The sequence below is a fragment of the Roseovarius sp. A-2 genome (genome assembly GCF_002072155.1).
Classification (GTDB): Bacteria; Pseudomonadota; Alphaproteobacteria; order Rhodobacterales; family Rhodobacteraceae; genus Roseovarius.
Genome location: NZ_BDIY01000007.1, coordinates 28,672 through 46,822, shown reverse-complemented (window position 1 = coordinate 46,822; position 18,151 = coordinate 28,672). Strand labels below are relative to the sequence as shown.

15 protein-coding genes are annotated in these 18,151 nt (G+C 58.9%); 10 read left to right on the top strand and 5 right to left on the bottom strand.

Going from position 1 to position 18,151, the window contains the following annotated elements; genetic code table 11:
• Positions 1–13 precede the first annotated feature (13 nt).
• From BHD06_RS10300 to dctP, 4 genes are all read right to left on the bottom strand, one after another.
• Positions 14–370, bottom strand: a complete 357-nt coding sequence (locus tag BHD06_RS10300) for a tautomerase family protein (protein ID WP_176214328.1) — start codon at positions 368–370, stop codon at positions 14–16.
• A 180-nt stretch (positions 371–550) separates the two neighbouring features.
• A complete protein-coding gene (locus tag BHD06_RS10295) occupies positions 551–1,840 on the bottom strand; it encodes a TRAP transporter large permease (RefSeq protein ID WP_080456923.1) in 1,290 nt (429 codons plus the stop codon).
• On the bottom strand, positions 1,841–2,350 hold the full coding sequence (locus BHD06_RS10290; RefSeq protein ID WP_254892380.1) for a TRAP transporter small permease: 510 nt from the start codon (positions 2,348–2,350) through the stop codon (positions 1,841–1,843). It abuts the gene before it with no gap.
• Positions 2,340–3,335, bottom strand: coding sequence for a TRAP transporter substrate-binding protein DctP (dctP, locus tag BHD06_RS10285; protein ID WP_080456921.1), 996 nt, complete (start codon positions 3,333–3,335; stop codon positions 2,340–2,342). Before dctP ends, BHD06_RS10290 begins: the two co-directional genes overlap by 11 nt.
• A 335-nt stretch (positions 3,336–3,670) precedes the next feature.
• Here dctP and BHD06_RS10280 point away from each other — a divergent pair, with 335 nt between their 5' ends.
• From BHD06_RS10280 to BHD06_RS10250, 7 genes are read left to right on the top strand one after another with little or no spacing between them, the layout of a single operon-like run.
• Entirely contained in the window at positions 3,671–6,085 is a 2,415-nt protein-coding gene (locus BHD06_RS10280) for an FAD-dependent oxidoreductase (protein WP_080456920.1), read from the top strand.
• Complete coding sequence (locus BHD06_RS10275) at positions 6,082–7,638, top strand: trimethylamine methyltransferase family protein (RefSeq protein ID WP_080456919.1); 1,557 nt, start codon at positions 6,082–6,084, stop codon at positions 7,636–7,638. The genes BHD06_RS10280 and BHD06_RS10275 overlap by 4 nt, the downstream gene beginning before the upstream one ends.
• A gap of 1 nt (position 7,639) precedes the next feature.
• Positions 7,640–8,311: a TetR/AcrR family transcriptional regulator gene (locus BHD06_RS10270; protein ID WP_080456918.1), complete on the top strand. Its 672-nt coding sequence runs from the start codon at positions 7,640–7,642 to the stop codon at positions 8,309–8,311.
• The gene (locus BHD06_RS10265; protein ID WP_080456916.1) at positions 8,308–9,561 is read left to right on the top strand and encodes a sarcosine oxidase subunit beta family protein; all 1,254 of its coding nucleotides are present in this window, start codon (positions 8,308–8,310) and stop codon (positions 9,559–9,561) included. The genes BHD06_RS10270 and BHD06_RS10265 overlap by 4 nt, the downstream gene beginning before the upstream one ends.
• A gap of 9 nt (positions 9,562–9,570) precedes the next feature.
• Complete coding sequence (locus tag BHD06_RS10260) at positions 9,571–9,837, top strand: sarcosine oxidase subunit delta (protein WP_080456914.1); 267 nt, start codon at positions 9,571–9,573, stop codon at positions 9,835–9,837.
• Positions 9,834–12,629, top strand: a complete 2,796-nt coding sequence (locus BHD06_RS10255; RefSeq protein WP_080456912.1) for a 2Fe-2S iron-sulfur cluster-binding protein — start codon at positions 9,834–9,836, stop codon at positions 12,627–12,629. Before BHD06_RS10260 ends, BHD06_RS10255 begins: the two co-directional genes overlap by 4 nt.
• Complete coding sequence (locus BHD06_RS10250) at positions 12,622–13,131, top strand: hypothetical protein (protein ID WP_080456911.1); 510 nt, start codon at positions 12,622–12,624, stop codon at positions 13,129–13,131. Before BHD06_RS10255 ends, BHD06_RS10250 begins: the two co-directional genes overlap by 8 nt.
• Positions 13,132–13,359: 228 nt before the next feature.
• Here the strand turns inward: BHD06_RS10250 and BHD06_RS10245 are convergent, their stop codons facing one another.
• A complete protein-coding gene (locus tag BHD06_RS10245; protein ID WP_080456910.1) occupies positions 13,360–13,815 on the bottom strand; it encodes an Lrp/AsnC family transcriptional regulator in 456 nt (151 codons plus the stop codon).
• A 109-nt stretch (positions 13,816–13,924) separates the two neighbouring features.
• Here BHD06_RS10245 and BHD06_RS10240 point away from each other — a divergent pair, with 109 nt between their 5' ends.
• From BHD06_RS10240 to BHD06_RS22980, 3 genes are all read left to right on the top strand, one after another.
• Positions 13,925–15,127 carry a methionine gamma-lyase gene (locus tag BHD06_RS10240; protein ID WP_080456908.1) on the top strand — a complete coding sequence of 401 codons (1,203 nt, stop codon included), beginning with the start codon at positions 13,925–13,927 and terminating at the stop codon, positions 15,125–15,127.
• Complete coding sequence (locus tag BHD06_RS10235; RefSeq protein WP_254892379.1) at positions 15,124–17,529, top strand: 1-deoxy-D-xylulose-5-phosphate synthase N-terminal domain-containing protein; 2,406 nt, start codon at positions 15,124–15,126, stop codon at positions 17,527–17,529. Before BHD06_RS10240 ends, BHD06_RS10235 begins: the two co-directional genes overlap by 4 nt.
• 297 nt (positions 17,530–17,826) lie before the next feature.
• On the top strand, positions 17,827–18,024 hold the full coding sequence (locus tag BHD06_RS22980) for a hypothetical protein (RefSeq protein WP_139784693.1): 198 nt from the start codon (positions 17,827–17,829) through the stop codon (positions 18,022–18,024).
• Positions 18,025–18,151: the final 127 nt, after the last annotated feature.

The following is an 18,151-nucleotide window of genomic DNA, read 5'->3' as shown; positions in this document are numbered from 1 at the left end:
GTCGCTATTCGCACTATTGATCCGCAGGAACCCAATCAGGAAGCGGCGTGCCACCGGTGTAGTGGTTCTCGGCGGGCGTCTCGCGAAAGAGAACGTAGAGGTCGGCAGGGTCCACCGCAAGTTCGCTGTTCAGAATGGCCGCGATGGCATCAACCAGCGCCTTCTTTCGCTCCGGTTCGCGCCCGGGACGAAGGTCAACCGTAACCAGCGGCAGACCGTCGCCGATGATACCAAAGGCTTCGCGGACCGCCACGTAGTCGTATTTGATTTCCTTGGGGGCGAGCGTGTCGATAACGGCCTGCTTCACCCCGTCTCGGATGCGGCCTTTGACGTCAGTAGCGGTTCCTTCTGGCACTTCGATACGGATCACGGGCATAAGAGCTCCTTCACTGTTGTCACGCAGGGGTGCTTGGAGAACGCCGTGAGATTATGAGCAGAATGGCAAAGATGGCAAGCTTCCCACAAAGCGCATACGCTCAGATGGATTGCGCCTGGTGCGATAGTGGAAATACTACGTTTACCCCCTAGCCCCCTCAAGTTGGCAATGCCCTTACATCAGATCCAGCGCACGAGGAATCGCCAGCGACAAAGCTGGCCAAAAGGTCGTGATCAGCATGACGGGGAATGCGACAAACGTCATCAGGCCCAGTGCGGGCATGACGGCCTGCATGATCGGTGCCCGCGTGATCTTGCAGGACAGAAACAGCGTCGGCGCCACCGGAGGGCTATTCGCGCCAATGACGACCGAGCACCCGACAATAGCGGCGAAATGCACTGGATCAACACCATTGGCCACCATCAGCGGCAGGAACAAGGGGGCAATGACGACGGTGACGGAAATGTCGTCCATCAGCGCGCCCGCCACAATCAGAACCAGATTGACGACCAACAGCGCGCCGATCGGGCTGGTTATGACAGATTGGATCGCCTCGGTCAGGTCCTGCGGCACGCGTTCGAATGCCATGATGCGCGAGATCATGAAGGAAAACAGCAAAATCAGAATGATCGTGCCGGTGGTCTCGGTCGCCTGTACCACGCTGCGTGTCAGACTGCGCCACGTGAATTCGCGATAGATCAGACCGCCAACAATCAAAGCCGCAACCGCTGCGACAGCGGCCGCTTCGGTCGGTGTGAAGACGCCACCATAGATGCCACCAAGGATGATGATCGGCAGCGACAGTGCCGGTAGCGCTTTGATCGTCACCTTGCCGAAGCTTTCGCGCGGCCCCGCACTCTCATTCGCAGGATTTTCCTCAAAGGCCCGCCCGACAAGGAAGCGGTTGTAGAAGATGAGACCGATGATCAGCAAAATCGCGGGGCCGATGGTGGCTGCAAAACAGGCAGCGACCGACTGGCGCGTCACCACCGCAAAGAGGATCATGGTGATGGACGGCGGGATCAGGATACCCAGTAGCGATGATATCCCCAACAGTGCCGCGATCCGCCCCCGTGGATAGCCACGCGCGACCAGTGGTTCGGTCATGATGGAACCGATGGACGCGATGGCGGCGGTCGCGGTGCCTGCGATGGCTCCGAAGACGCTGGACGACAGCACCATAGCGGTGCCCATGCCTCCCCTGCCCGTCGCCAGGCGCTCGATAAAGGAAATGATGCGCTGCGCGATGCCGCCAGACTGCATCAAGTATCCTGTCAGGATAAACAGCGGCAAGGCCACCAGCACCAGCGAGTTAAGCGAGCGGAACCCTTGCAGCATCAGCGTATTCAGGTTCACGTCATAGACAAAGGTCAGATACGCCAGAACCCCGGCAAAGGACCAGGCGACGGGCAAACCAATGCCCATGAGCAGGATGAGAAGTGGGAGTGCGACGAGTGCGAACATTCAGAAGCGCCTCAACTTTAGGAGCGCGCCGATGAAATCGCGCACTGCGTAACAGAAGCACCCGATGGCTGCGAGGCCGATGGCCATTTGCGGCACCCATAGCGGGATCTGGTAGGCCGGTGTCGTCTGCGGGCGCTTGAGCCCCCAGGAGAACATCCAATAGGCCCAGACGATAAAGAAGATCGTGATGATGATCGTCAGCGTGGCAATCAGCAGATCATGCATCGCCTTGCGTCGTGGTTCAGTTATGTTACCCGCGATCCAGTCGACGGTCAGGTGATCGCGTTTTCGCGAGGCGATAACAGCCCCGGTCATGTAAAGCGCGACAGCTGCAAGCATGATCAATTCATGCAAGCCGACAATGGACAGGCCGAGCACATAGCGGGCAATAACCAGAAAGGCCATCAAACCCGCCACAACCAGGGAGGAAATGACTGCCACGAGATCGAGAAGACGCGCGATGACCCCGCCAATACGGGCGACGAGGCCATTCTGGATGTCAGAGTTCACCGGCATTGGCTCGGATTTTGTCCATGATGTCTTTCCCGACACGGTCTTCCATCTGGGGCCATACTTTTTCACGCACGACCTTGGCCATAGCCCTCAGCTCTTCGTCCGACGGCTCAATATAGGTCATTCCAGCTTCCTTGGCCTGCTCGATGTAATACTGGTCGCGTTCCCGGGCCTGTTCGAAGGCTTCGGTCATGACCGTGTTTGCCGCGTCGGCAACCGCCTTTTGCTCACTCTCGCTCAGAGCGGCCCAGGATTCTTCATTCATCGTCATGACGCCGGTAATGAACTGCATCTTGATCTGGTTATAGTAATCCAGCACGTCGCGGAAATACTCGTAGTCCCAATAGATGATGTTCGCGCCGTCACCGTCGACGACCCCGGTTTGGATGGCGGTAAATACCTCTGACCAATCGATGGTCGCGGTTTGGTAGCCCAGAGCCTGCAGCGACTCGGCCATCGGAAACATTGCTGGAACGCGAATCTTGAGGGTCTTCGCGTCCTCCGGGGTCATCGCGTATTTGTCTCTCGAGGCGACACCATTGAAACCCTCGGGCCAAGGGCCAAAGAACTTGACGCCGAGATCGGCCCAGATATCGACCAGTACCTCATTTACCCAACCACCAGGCTGGTAGGCCTCCAGCGCCTCTTCCCAACTGGTGACCATGTATGGGGTGAAAAGAACGCCAAGACGTTCGTCATATGCGGTGATCGGCCAGTTGATCATCATGTCCAGATCGCCGGCAACCAGCAGGTCCAAGACCTCGGCCTGACTGCCCAATTCATTCTGATAGAACACGTCGACCTGCACTTCGCCGTTCGTGCTTTCCTCAATCAGCGCGGCCCAGCGATCAAGCGCATCGCCCGATGGCGAACCTTTGGCCCCCGAATCCGTGGCCAGTTTCAGTGTCGTTTCGGCCATCGCGGGTGCGGCCAATGCCAAGGCCATGGCGGTACCAAGACCCAGAATCGTCTTGAAGAACATCTGCGAATCCCCCTGTCAAATTGGCGCGACAGCGCGCCGTATCTTATTGCGAGATCAAACTGGGCATAACTGTCCAATACTGTCAATATCGATTTCAGTTTTGTCTTGAACCTTGCCGCCCCTCCCATTCCAACTTTTTTCGTACCTAGGTCCTGCCCCTTGGCATAGGTTTGAGTGAAAACCTTATTTGCAGATCCAAGAGGATCGTTGCGTCGCACGTTTTTGTATGGACAAGAGTGTCCAATATAGAACACAGTGTAAAAGACATAACTGTCCAATACGGACACTGTGAAACGCCAGATTTCAAGACACAGCGTAAATCAGGGGGAAATCCAATGCAGTCACATTACCGCGCCGTGGTGATCGGAGGGGGCGTTGTCGGCGCTTCGGTATTGTATCATTTAGCAAAGTTTGGCTGGAAAGACGTCTGCCTGATTGAGCGCAACGTTCTGACCGCAGGCTCAAGCTGGCATGCCGCGGGCGGGTTTCACGCCCTGAACGCGGACCCCAACATCGCATCGCTTCAGGCCTACACCATCGACCTTCTGTCCGAGATCGAAAAGGAATCAGGGCAATCAGTCGGCATGCATATGACTGGCGGCATGACGCTGGCCGGCACGCCGGATCGGTGGGAATGGCTGCAATCGGCTTACCGCACCTTTCAGTCCATCGGCATCGACGACGTGCGACTGATCACTCCGAAAGAAGCCGGAGAATTGAACCCGCTGGTGTCCACCCATGGCATTCTGGGCGGCATGTATGCCGACCGTGAGGGGTATGTTGACACTACAGGCACCGTGCATGCCTATGCCGGGGCCGCCAAGAAGTATGGCGCCGAGGTGGTCGAACATAATCGGGTGCTGGAGCTGATCCAGACCAGTGATGGTTGGGATGTCGTGACTGAAAAAGGCACTATACATGCCGAACACGTGGTCAATGCCGGGGGTCTCTGGGCCAAACAGGTCGGCCGCATGGCGGGAATCGAACTGCCCGTCTCGCCGCTCAATCACCACTATCTCATCTCCGACACGATCCCCGAGGTTGCATCGCTCGAGAAGGAAATGCCGCTGACGGTGGACCTCGAAGGTTTTACCTACATGCGGCAGGACCAGCAGGGCATGTTGCTGGGCATCTACGAAATCAACCACGAGCACTGGATGATGGATGGCGCACCGTGGGAATATGGGTTCGAGCTGCAACAAGAAGACACCGATCGGATTGAAAGAGAGCTCACCCTCGGCTTTGAACGCTATCCGGCGTTGCAGAATGTAGGCGTAAAAACCTGGGTCAATGGAGCCTTTACCTTTGCCCCCGACGGCAACCCCTTGGTGGGGCCGGTGCGCGGCAAGCCCGGCTATTGGTGCGCCTGTGGTGTGATGGCAGGGTTCCTTCAGGGCGGCGGTGTCGGCAAATCGCTGGCCGAATGGATGATCCACGGCGAACCTGAGGCCGATGTCTTTGGCATGGATGTGGCCCGGTTCGGTCCCTATGCCGCGAACAAGGAATACATCAAGCAGACCACCGGCCAGTTCTACACCCGCCGGTTCGTGATGACCTACCCGAACGAACAATTGCCTGCTGGTCGGCCGCTTAAGAAATCCCCGGCCTATTCCGACATGACGGCGGCAGGCTGCCGTTGGGGAGCAAGCTGGGGGTTGGAGGTGCCGCTTTACTTTGCGCCCTCTGAGGACTTCACTGAAACGCCGTCTCTCAAACGCTCGAACGCACATGAGATCGTTGCAGGCGAGTGTAGGGCAGTGCGCGAGGCTGTCGGGTTGCTTGATATTTCAGGATTCTCGCGCTTTGAAGTGTCGGGAGCTGGGGCCGAGGCCTGGCTGGACAAGATCATGGCTTCCAGACTGCCTGCCCCCGGTCGTGCACGGCTGGCCCCGATGCTGGGCGAAGACGGGCGGATGAAGGGTGATCTGACTGTCTTCAACTGGGGCGACGGCACATGGTGGATCATGGGCAGCTATTATCTGCGCGAATGGCATATGCGCTGGTTCCACGATCATATGGGCGAGGATGTCACCCTGCGCGATATTGCGGACGCGACAGTTGGCTTTAGCCTGTCGGGGCCAAACAGCCTACAGGTGTTGGAAAAACTGACGGACGGGCCAATTACCGATCTACCTTTCATGGGCTGTGGCACGTTTGACATCGGCTTGATCCGCGCGAAAGTCGGAAGGCTCTCGGTGTCGGGCGAATTGGGATATGAAATCCATTGCTCGGCGGTGGAACACATCACATTGCGTGAAACCCTGATTGCAGCAGGCGCGGATCTTGGCATGCGCGAGGTCGGCTTCAACGCACTGCTCAGCCTGCGGCTGGAAAAGAGCTATGGCATCTGGGGCGCAGAGTTTACCCAGGGCTATACGGCGGCGCAGACCGGCATGGATCGCTGGATCGACTGGACTAAGCCCGAATTCATCGGGCGCGACGCGGCTTTGAAAGAACGCGATGGCACTGGACCGGATCAGATCGTCGTCACCCTCGAAATAGGTGCGGCAGATGCCGACGCAAGCGGATACGAGCCGATCTGGAAAGACGGTACGCTTGTGGGCTTTATCACCTCGGGTGGCTATGGCCACACGGTAGGCAAATCGCTTGCCATGGGGATGGTGGACCGCACAGTCAGCGATGAAGGCACAGAACTGACGGTGCATGTCGTCGGTGCGGAACGCAAGGCACAGGTGATCGCTGCATCCCCTTATGATGCGCAAGGCAATGCGATGCGGGGCAAAGCATGACCCGAGACGCCCGTACCGAGCCACGAAGCAAGCGCCGACGCGGGCGTGGCGATGGCACGCCGCCTGCGTCCAAGCGCAAGGTGAATTACAACCAATTGCGCAATCCGTTCCCCACAATGAACGTATTTTCGGATGACGAAATCGAGAACATGCATCAAACCGCCCTGCGCATCATTGAAGAGCTTGGGATCAAGGTGTTGCTGCCGGAGGCACGCAAGTTCTACGCGCAGGGTGGTGCGCGGGTCGATGAAGACAGTCAGATGGTTTATATCGGGCGCGATATAGTTGAGGCGGCAATTGCTTCGGCCCCTAAGTCCATTAATTGCATGGCGGGCGCGCGGCACCGCGACATCACAATGGAGCTGGGTTGCCTGACCTTTCAGCCCGGCGCGGGCTGCCCCAATACAACGGACCTGGAGCGCGGACGCAGGCCCGGCCGCGAACAGGATTTTCGCGAGCTGGTCCAGCTGACACATCATTTCGATGTATTCCAAATGGTCTCTCCATTGGTCGAGCCGCAGGACGTACCTACCAATCTGCGCCACTACAGCACACTTGATGCGCAACTGACGCTGACAGACAAATTCCCGTTCTTCTTTTCGCGCGGGACGCCGCAAGCCATGGACAGTTTTGAAATCCTCAAGGATTTCAGGGGCCTGTCAGATGATGAATTTCTGGCGAATCCGCATTGTTACACCATCATCAACACCAATAGCCCGCGCACGCTGGATACTCCCATGGCGCAGGGGTTGATCGACTTTGCGCGCTATGGACAGATGCCGATTGTGACGCCCTTTACGCTGATGGGCGCGATGGCCCCCATTACGGTTGCAGGGGCAATCACGCTCAGCCATGCAGAGGTCTTGGCCGCGATCACCCTGAACCAGCTTGTCCGCCCCGGAACGCCGATCTGTTATGGCACTTTCACCTCTAACGTAGACATGAAATCCGGTTCGCCCGCGCTTGGCACCCCCACCCATTTTCAGGCGAGCCTTGCCGCAGGGCAGCTCGCGCGCTTCCTCGGTCTGCCATGGCGGTCGGCTGCGGGATCAGCCTCCAACATCAATGATGTGCAGGCGGCGAACGAAAACCAGATGGGGCTTTGGGGCTGTCTGATGGCCGGGGCCTCGGTTATCATCCATTCCGCTGGCTGGCTTGAAAGCGGGCTGACCGTGTCATACGAAAAGCTGATCACCGACGTCGAAGTGTTGAACATGATCGCAGAGCTTTGCGCGGGTAACTCCGCCGGAGCTGACGAGATCGGTTTCGAGGCGGCGATCAGCGAGGTGGACCCGAGCGGGCATTTCTTTGCCACCAGCCAGACGATGGCGCGATATGACACGGCCTTCTACGAACCCGTCGTGCATAACTATGCCAATTTCGGGACATGGACGGAAAACGGCGCGCCCGATGCCAACACGCGCGCCACGGCCGTGTGGAAGGACATCCTTGCCGCCGACAAACGCCCGGATGTCGACGATGCCAAGGTTGAAGCCCTGCACGCCTTCATCGAAAAACGCACCGCCGAGGGCGGCGCCCCGCCGGAGAGCTGATATGCCTACACGCGCCACACCGCTGTTGCATCGGGACGACCCGGACAAAGACCCGCTTGTCGGCCACGTGAAAGTCACGCGCGAGGATTGGCTGAACGTGGCGCGCGACGTTCTCGTCAGCGAAGGTGTCGCCGAGGTCAAGGTTCTGGCGCTTGGCACCCGCCTTGAGGTGTCCCGCTCCAGCTTCTACGGCTACTTCAAAAGCCGTAAACACCTGCTCGAAGCATTGCTGGACGATTGGGAAAACCGCAACACCCGAACGATTGTTGAAAACGTCGGAGCGCCTGCCGACTCCATTTGCGAAGCCGTTTGCAACTTCTTTCGCTGCTTTCTCGATCCCGAATTGTTTGATCACGGGCTGGATTTCGCAGTCCGGGAATGGTCGCGCCGGGATGGTGCGGTACGCCAGCGCATCGACGCCGCCGATGCGACACGCCTGAAGGCCCTCAGCGACATGTTTGAGCGTTTTGGGTACACAGAATACGATGCCGATACCCGCGCGCGTATCCTCTACTTCATGCAGCTTGGCTATCATGCGCTGGAACTGCGCGAACCGATGTCGGAACGGATCAGTCGGCTTGAAGGCTATCTGCGCGGCTTTACAGGAGTTGACCCTGATCCAAAGGTGATCGACGCCCAACGTGACTTCGTAATGGACCTGAGAACCCAATGACACGTTATTCCGCTTTCAACCTGCTGCGCGAAGGTCTGCGCGGTCACACCGGATGGGGCAAGGCATGGCGCTCCCCTGCCCCCAAATCCTCTTATGATGCCGTGATTGTCGGTGCAGGGGGCCACGGGTTGGCCACCGCATATTACCTCGCCAAGAACCATGGCCTGACCAATGTCGCCGTGCTTGAAAAAGGTTGGCTTGGCGGCGGCAATACCGGGCGCAACACGACCGTGATCCGCTCGAATTATTTCTATCCGGAAAGTGCCGCGCTCTATGACCTCTCGGTCAGGCTCTATGAGAACCTGTCGCGCGAGTTGAACTACAACGTCATGTTCTCGCAGCGGGGCATGGTGGTGACCGCCCATTCCGAACCCGACATGGAAATGGCGGCACGCCAGGTCAACGCCATGAGGCTCAACGGGGTCGATGCAGAATTCCTCGACCGGGATCAGGTCCGCAAACTGGCGCCCTTGCTCAACTACCGCGCCGACATGCGCTTTCCGATCCACGGCGGCGTGCTTCAACCCCGCGCGGGCACCGGGCGGCATGATGCCGTCGCATGGGGCTATGCGCGGGCGGCGGATGCCTTGGGCGTCGACATCATCCAGAATTGCGAGGTTCAGGACTTCATCTTTGAGGCCGGGCGTTGCGTCGGCGTTCACACATCGAAAGGCGACATTCGCGCCGCTGTTGTGGGCGCGACTGTGGCCGGTCATTCCTCTGTCATCGCCAAAATGGCAGGATGTGGTGACCTGCCGATCACCTCTTACGCCTTGCAGGCCTTTGTGTCGGAACCGTTAAAGCCGGTTCTGGATACGGTCGTTCTCTGCCCGCCTTTTGGCACCTACGTCAGTCAGTCCGACAAGGGCGGGCTGGTGATCGGGGGCGGGCTGGACCGCATCCCCTCTTATGGTCAGCGTGGCAATCTGCCGGTACAGGAAACCGTTCTGGCCGGGTTGGTCGAAATGATGCCCGCGCTCGCATCGGTCAAACTGCTCCGCCATTGGGCAGGCATAGTGGATGTGACACCCGACAGCTCGCCCATCATCGGGCCTTCGGGCGTCGAAGGGCTTTATCTCAACTGCGGCTGGGGCACGGGTGGGTTCAAGGCAATCCCGGCGGGTGGATATCTTTTTGCCCATATCCTCGCGACCGGCACCCACCACGAGATCAGCCGCCCCTTCGACCGCAACCGGTTCGTGACGGGTCACTTGATCGACGAAGGCGCGGCCTCTGGCATCGCGCATTAGGACAGGTACATGCAGATTTTTCCGTGCCCATTTTGCGGCCCCCGCAACGAGACCGAGTTCCACTTTGCAGGCGAACTTGGCAAGGTCCGGCCGGCCACCGCCGAAAAGATCGCGGCGCCGGACTGGGCCACCTATCTCTATGCGCAGCGCAACGAAAAGGGCCTCGTGCACGAGGTCTGGATGCATCTGACCTGTTCCGAACTATTCGTGATGGAGCGCGACAGCGTGACCATGCAAGTGCTGGACACCCGATCCTTGAGAGAGGATGCTCAATGACCTCGCATCGTACATCTCGGGTCGCCTTGATCGACCGCTTGCAACCGCTCCGCTTCTCCTTCGATGGCAAAGAGTATCAGGGCTACAAAGGCGATACTTTGGCCTCTGCCCTGCTGGCCAATGGCGTGCGCGTTATGGGGCGCAGTTTCAAATACCACCGCCCCCGCGGGCCGTGGGGGGCGTGGGTCGATGACCCCAATGCGATCATGACCGTAACGCTGAACGGGCGCACATTTCCCAATTGTCCTGCAACCACCACACCGCTGGTCGAGGGTATGCAGGCCCGCGCGGTCAATGCGTGGCCGTCGGCCGCGTTTGATATCAAAAGCGGGCTGGATGTGTTCCACCGCTGGCTGAGTGCGGGATTTTACTACAAGACCTTCATGTGGCCCAATTGGCATCTGTTCGAGCCGATGATCCGCAAGATGGCCGGTCTGGGCGATATCAGTCGCGATGTCCTGAAGGGCTACAGCGCGGATCAGGTCTTTGACCATTGCCAAGTGTTGGTGATTGGCGGCGGTGCTGCGGGTCTTGCAGCGGCCCGCGCAGCGGCCGAGGCGGGCAAAGGTGTCGTACTGGTCGATGATCACCCCGTTCTCGGCGGTGGCCTGCATCAGATGCCAGAGATCGAAGGGATCGCACCCGCCGATTGGATCGCAGAACAAGCCAGTGCGATCACATCCGCAGGCGGGCGCATCCTGACCGCGACCACGGCTTTCGGTGTGTATGATCACGGGCTGGTTGGGCTTGCCGAAAACGGCCCCTTTGGGACCGCGCCGCGCCTGCACCGGATGCGCGCGGAGCGAATCGTGCTCGCCACCGGAGCGCTCGACCGGCCCATCACCTTCACGGGAAATGACCGTCCCGGCGTAATGTCTGTGGATGGGGCATGCGAGTATCTGGCGCGTTACGGCGTGCTTGTGGGGCGCAGGATTGCGCTGGTGTCCAACAATAGCCTGGCCGATGCGGCTGAAGTGATGCTGAAAGAAGCCGGGGCGCAGCTTATACGCCTGAACCCTCATGATGGTCCCTTGCAGGCATTGGGTGGCAAACAGACAAAAGGAATTTCGCAGGGATCGCAACACCATGCCGTCGATACCATCCTTGCTTCGGGCGGCATGACACCGCTGGTGCACCTGTGGCGACATGCCGGCGGCAAATTGGATTGGTGTGAGATCCGGCAAGCCCTCTTACCGGGCACCGCACCGGATGGAATGGTTGCCGTCGGTGCCGTAAACGGGGCGTTTGATCTTGACGTATCCCTGTCCGAGGCACGCACCGCCGGGGCTGGCAAAACTCCGGGAGTGTCACCGACCAGCTATGGGCTTGCCGCGCTCTGGCCCGATCCGGGCAGCAAGGGGCGCCAATGGATCGACTTTCAACATGACGTGACGCTAAAGGATGTCGAACTGGCGGCGCGCGAAAACTATGTCTCAGTGGAGCACCTCAAACGCTACACCACCCTTGGCATGGCCTCCGATCAGGGCAAGACGTCGAACATGGCGGGGCTGGCTGCGATGGCCGCGGTGCAAGGACGCCCCCTGCCCGAGGTCGGCACGACAACCTTCCGTCCGCCATTTGTACCAGTACCGCTTGAGATGTATCACGGCCACCACGGAAAACAGCTCTGGCATCCGCTCAAACGACTGGCGTTGGAACCTCAGCACCGCGCAGCCGAGGCTGCCCTGGGCGAATATGGCGGCTGGCTGCGGCCCGGATGGTATGGCAGAGGCAAGGCCAAGAACCTGATTCATCAAGAGGTTCTGACCGCGCGCACCTCAGCGGGGATCTTTGACGCCTCACCTCTTGGCAAGATCGAAGTGTTGGGGCCAGACGCCGAGGCTTTTGTCAACTTCATCTACTACAACACGATCAGCACTCTGAAACCGGGCCACATCCGCTATGGTTTCATGCTAACAGAAGGTGGAAGCGTCATGGATGACGGGGTGATTGCCCGGCTGGATCAAAACCGCTTCGTGATCTCCTGCTCGTCAAGCCACGTCGACAGCGTCCGCACCCATCTTGAGGCATGGCGTCAGGACGGCAACGATCCCGACCGGATTTTCATCCATGATCTGACACAGCATTGGGCGACGATCACTGTCGCAGGCCCGAAAGCGCGCGATATCCTGGCCGCACTGGCGCTTGATGTTGACCTGCCTGCCCAGGAGTTCCCCCATATGACCCTGCGGGAGACGCGGTTTGACGATACCCCGCTGCGGATCGCGCGGGTCAGTTTTACCGGTGATCTCAGCTACGAACTCTCTATTCGCCGCACCAAGGCACCTGCGCTCTGGGACGCCGTGGTCAAGGCGGGAGTGGCGCTGGAGGCCGCACCGATTGGGATTGAGGCGCTTTCAATCCTGCGCGCCGAAAAGGGCTATATCATGGTTGGCAAGGACACCGATGGCGAAACCATGCCCCATGATCTGGGCTTTGGCATCCCGCGCCTGAAAAAGCCGGTGGCCTTCATCGGCGACCGCAGCCTGCACAGCGACAAGGCCAATGCGTCGAACCGCAAGGCTCTCGTCGGGCTCGCGGTCCCTACGGGCGACACCCTTTTACCCACTGGCGCCCATCTGGTCGAAGACACTCCACCCCGTTCGCTCGGCTATGTCACCTCCAGCTACGACAGCCCTACACTGGGCCATCCTATTGCCCTCGGGTTAGTCGAAAACGGGGCGGCGCGGATCGGGGAAACCGTCTCGGTCTGGCATTTGGGCGACATTCGAAAGGCCACAATATGCGCCCCTTGCGCTTTCGATCCTGAAGGAGAGCGACTTAATGCGTGACGACAGTGAAAAATGGGACGTCCCCCAGCCAATCGACTGCGTCCACAAGGCTAACGGCATAACACTTGCCCCGGCCACCTTGTCGCGGCAGGTGCTGTTCTCTGGCCCGAGTGTTCTGGCGCAGACAGAGCAACCAATCGCAAGCTGGCCAGACATAGTAGCGGCGCACAGCTATGCACTGTCCATCCGCAGGGACCGCGTGTTGCAGGTCAACGGCCCCGCCGCGTCGGAAGGCTGGCATGGCGACACCTGTCAGGCTGTAACGGACGCCAGCGATGCCTATGCCGTGTTCGATATCAGCGGGGAGAGATCACTGGAGGTCCTGAAACGCGGCGCCGAGTTGAGTTTGGACGTACCCTCCAAATCCGTGGCTCGGATTCTCTTTAATCTTGGTGTTTTTCTCTACAGATATGAAGCGGAAACCAAATTTCGCATTCACGTTGCGAGCGGCCATGCCGAAGCATTGGTCAGGAGTTTGAAGGTCGCGATCGCCGCATCTTGAAGCTTAGTCTGAGACGTCCAGACCAAGAGGCGGTTCGGCGAATCGGAACAGACCGGATGGCTGGATTTTCTACGCCACTGCGGCCCGATGTTGCGCACAACGAAAAGACTAACAAATACCCCACTCACCAACTCAATGGCGGCGACTATCACAGCCTGACAAGCAGAGATGCATTGTCAGATTTTTCGACCGAACCCCGGAGCGACTGCTGACAGGTACCCCTGCCCGTTATCCCGCCGGAAAAACACTGCTGTTCTTGACAGTGCCATAGGCAAAGCTCGTATCGATAGAGCCAATCCCACCCACACGTTGCAGGCGCGCGCGGATGAACCTCTCGTAATCTTCGAGCGAAGCGACGATGACACGCAACTGATAGTCGGTTTGACCGGTCATGACGTGACATTCCAGCACCTGGTCCATTTGCCCGACCTGATGTTCAAAGTTTTTCACGGTCGTTTCATCGTGACGTTCGAGCCGTATTCGGACAAAGGCCGTAATCGGCAACCCGTAAGCGCGCGCATCGATCTTGACGGCGTAGCCTTGAATGACACCCGCTTTTTCAAGATTGCGCAATCGGCGCAGACAGGGCGATGGAGACAGGTTGACCTCCTCCGCGAGCCGCTGGTTCGACAGGCGGCCATCGCGCTGCAGGGCACGAATGATCTGGCGGTCTTTTTCATCCATTTCCGGCCCCTTCTTGGCAGATTCTGCCAAGTAATATCATCCAGCCAGGAAATTTGGGACTTTTTTCACCCCATAATAACTATATCATGCCGCAAATAGGAGTTTGGACATGAAAAACGATCAAGGCTTCGCCACCCGCGCCATTCACCTCGGATATGATCCGATGTCCCACGAAGGTGCGTTGACCCCACCACTGCATCTGACGTCTACATTTGCCTTCGAAACCGCCGAAGCCGGCGGCGAGACCTTTGCCGGAGAGCGCGCCGGCCACGTTTATTCGCGCATTTCCAACCCTACGCTCGACCTTCTGGAAAAGCGTATGGCCTCACTGGAAGGTGCCGAGGCGGGGTTGGCGTTGGCTTCAGGCATGGGCGCAATCACATCGACCCTCTGGACGCTTCTTGCGCAAGGCGATGAAGTGATCGTCGACAAGACGCTTTACGGTTGCACGTTCTCGTTCCTGCGCCATGGGTTAGCCAAGTTTGGCGTGAAGGTCAGTCATGTCGACATGACCGACCCAGAAAACCTGATCCCGGTGCTTAATGACCGTACGCGCGTCGTTTATTTCGAAACACCCGCTAACCCGAACATGCGCCTTGTGGACATAGCCGCCGTGTCGAAGATTGCTCATGATGCGGGGGCGCTGGTCGTCGTGGACAACACCTATGCCACACCGTATCTCACGCGCCCAATCGCGCTTGGTGCAGATCTGGTCCTACACTCAGCCACGAAATATCTTGGCGGCCACGGCGATTTGGTCGCAGGAATTGTCGTGGGGCGGGCAGAGCAAATTTCCGAAATCCGTTTGGTGGGCATGAAAGACATGACCGGCGCTGTCATGGCGCCTTTCAATGCAATGCTGGTGATGCGCGGGCTGAAAACTCTTGGCCTGCGTATGGATCGACACTGCACCTCAGCACAGGTTGTGGCCGATTGGCTCGAATGCCAATCCGCGGTCTCTAAGGTACATTATCCAGGTCTGCAAAGCTTTGCGCAGCACGACCTCGCCTGTCGGCAAATGTCCAAACCCGGTGCCATGATCGCCTTTGAATTGGAGGGCGGACAGGAGGCCGGGCGCGAATTGATGAACCGACTCAGGATGATCGGGCGCGCGGTCTCGCTTGGCGATGCCGAAACTCTGATCCAGCATCCCGCCTCGATGACGCATTCGACCTACTCACCCGAAGAACGCGCCGAGCACGGTATCAGTGACGGGCTGATCCGGCTGTCGGTTGGGCTCGAAGATGTCGACGATATCCTTGACGACCTCTATCACGCGCTTGAGCGCCAAAACTTGGCCCGCTCAGCATGAATTTCGATATGAATGCGACGACGGCTGAAACCAGCCACCTCAAGACCATTGAGCAGCGGCTTTTGTGGCTGTCTCACTGGATGATCCATAATGCGAACCACATCCGCCCCAAGGTGGATGGAATCAAGGTGGGTGGGCATCAAGCCTCCTCGGCGTCGATGGTCTCGATCATGACTGCGCTTTATTTTTCAGCGCTTCGGCCCCAGGATCGGGTCGCGGTCAAACCCCACGCCGCACCGGTCTTTCACGCGATCCAGTACATGATGGGAAATCAAACACTCGAAAGGATGAAAAACTTTCGCGGGTTTGGCGGTGTTCAGAGCTATCCGAGTCGTACCAAGGATGCAGGTGACGTTGATTTTTCCACCGGCTCTGTTGGCCTTGGCGTGGGCATCACTGCGCTGGCCTCGCTTGTACAGGATTTCATCACCGCCAAGGATTGGGGGCGCGAAAAAGAGCTTGGACGAATGATCGCTCTGGTCGGCGATGCAGAGATGGACGAAGGCAACATCTACGAAGTGCTTCAAGAGGGTTGGAAAAACAACCTGCGCAACTGTTGGTGGATTATCGACTATAACCGCCAGTCGCTGGACGGCATTGTTCGCGAAGGCCTCTTCGAACGTATCGAAAAGATCTTCGACGTGTTTGGCTGGGACGTGATCCGGGTGAAATACGGTGCGCTACAGCGCGCAGCATTTGAGGAGCCGGGAGGTGATGCTCTGCGCGACTGGATCGACGCTTGCCCAAACGTGGAATATTCCGCGCTGACCTATATGGGCGGCGCAGTCTGGCGCAAACGCCTGATGGACGACCTTGGCGATCAGGGTGATGTGACGCGGCTCATCGACAGCCGCTCAGATGCGGAATTGGCCGCGTTGATGGAAAACCTCGGCGGCAACTGCGTCAGCACCATGGCGAAAACCTTTGCCTCTATCGACCATGATCGCCCCATTTGTTTTCTGGCCTACACGATCAAGGGTTGGGGCACACCGATCGCAGGACACAAGGACAACCACGGTGGGTTGATGACCAAGTCGCAAATGGCGGAATGGCAAATCCATATGGGCGTACCTGAAGGCCAGGAATGGGAGCCATTTGCCGCTGTCGCGGACACGGAAAGCCTCAAGGCTTTCCTGGCGAATGTTCCGCACTTTGCACAGGGGCCGAGGCGCTACTCAGATACGCCGCTTGAGGTGCCGAACATCAACTTTGCAACCGATCGCGAGATATCTACCCAAGCCGCGTTCGGCAAGATGCTCGACCAACTTGCCAAGGATGACAGCGCCTTGGCCTCGCGCATCATGACGACCTCTCCGGATGTGACTGGCACCACCGGCCTTGGCGGGTTTGTTAACAGGCGAAAGCTCTTTTCCCGGAACGCGCAGCGCGATGCGTTTATCGAACACCGCATTCCTTCGACCGCAAAGTGGAATTTCGCGCCGGAGGGGCAGCATATCGAACTCGGCATCGCTGAAATGAACTTGTTTCTGTTGCTCGGGGCAGCGGGCTTATCACACAGCTTGTTCGGCAAGCGCCTCATCCCGATTGGTACAGTCTACGATCCTTTCGTGCATCGCGGCCTCGATGCGCTCAACTACGCTTGTTATCAGGACGCGCGTTTCATGATCGTTGGTACGCCTTCTGGCGTAACATTGGCACCCGAAGGCGGAGCGCATCAATCCATCGGCACGCCGCTGACAGGCATGGCACAGGATGGGCTGGCAGCGTTTGAGCCCGCCTTTGCGGATGAACTTGCGGTGATCATGAAATGGGCCTTTGATTACATGCAGCGCAATGGTGGCAGCGATCCGGACGAAAGAACCTGGCTGCGCGATGAAACAGGTGGTTCGGTCTACCTGCGCCTGACCACCAAACCCCTAGAGCAACCCGGCAAGCGTGCGGACGAGGCATTCCGGGAGGGCACGATTGACGGAGGCTACTGGCTGCGCAAGCCCGGACCAAATTGCGACGTCGTCATCGCCTATCAGGGCGCAGTGGCGGATGAGGCGATCGCCGCGGCCGGCATGATCGGCGAGTATCGCCGAGATATCGGCGTGCTTGCCGTGACCTCCGCAGATCGGTTGAACGCAGGTTGGACCGCCGCGCAGCGTGAGCGCGCCCGTGGAAACGCAGCAGCCCAAAGCCATGTTGAACGCCTGCTGGAGAGGCTTCCATCGACGTGCAGCCTGATCACCGTCGTTGACGGCCATCCCGCCACGCTCTCTTGGCTGGGGTCTGTGGCTGGTCACAAGACGATCCCTCACGGGGTTGAGCATTTCGGCCAGACCGGCTCTATCCAAGACCTTTATCGGTATTTCCGAATTGATAAATCAGCGTTGGTACAGTCGATAAACCAATTGACGAACGGGCCATCTGCACGTTTCGTACAGCCCCCCCATTGACCTGCTGGCGTAACCGCATCCAGGTGCAAGAGCGCTCTCAACCGGACAGACCATTTTCGTCAGAAATCGGTAGGGGTAAACCGACGCCCGCGCCGCTTATGATGCGGGGCTTGACGCATGGGACGCATTCACACGAGGGATTCCGAGGCGCGAAGGCCCGGCGATGGGAGCCAACGCCCGGGCCGAGGGTAAGACGCCTCACGAAGCCGCACAGGCCGCGTAGGATCACGTTAATCGGTTGCTGGTCGAGATGCAGCGCGAGCGCGCCCAGCTTGAATCTGAGTGGGCACGGACGCAATGAGCGCCTGCCCGGATCCTCGCCTGTGGTGCGCGGTGCTGGGGGCGGCGCTGCACGGTGCGGCGAAGGGCAAAGACGTTGAATGGCTCGCCTCACCTGACGTCGAGGCGGTGCGCGCGCTTGCCGGTCTCGACGCCGAGGCGGTGACCGCGCGCTTCGACCCCGAGCGATACCGGGCGCTGATCCTGGCCGCGTAATCTGGGGCCAACGCCACCGATCCGACCGCGCCACGATACCGGAGGGTGAACTTTCGGCTTCGCGCTACGCAAGAAATTCCGAACTCCGTCTATCGGTATCACCGTCCGCGCAGGGCTGGACATTGGA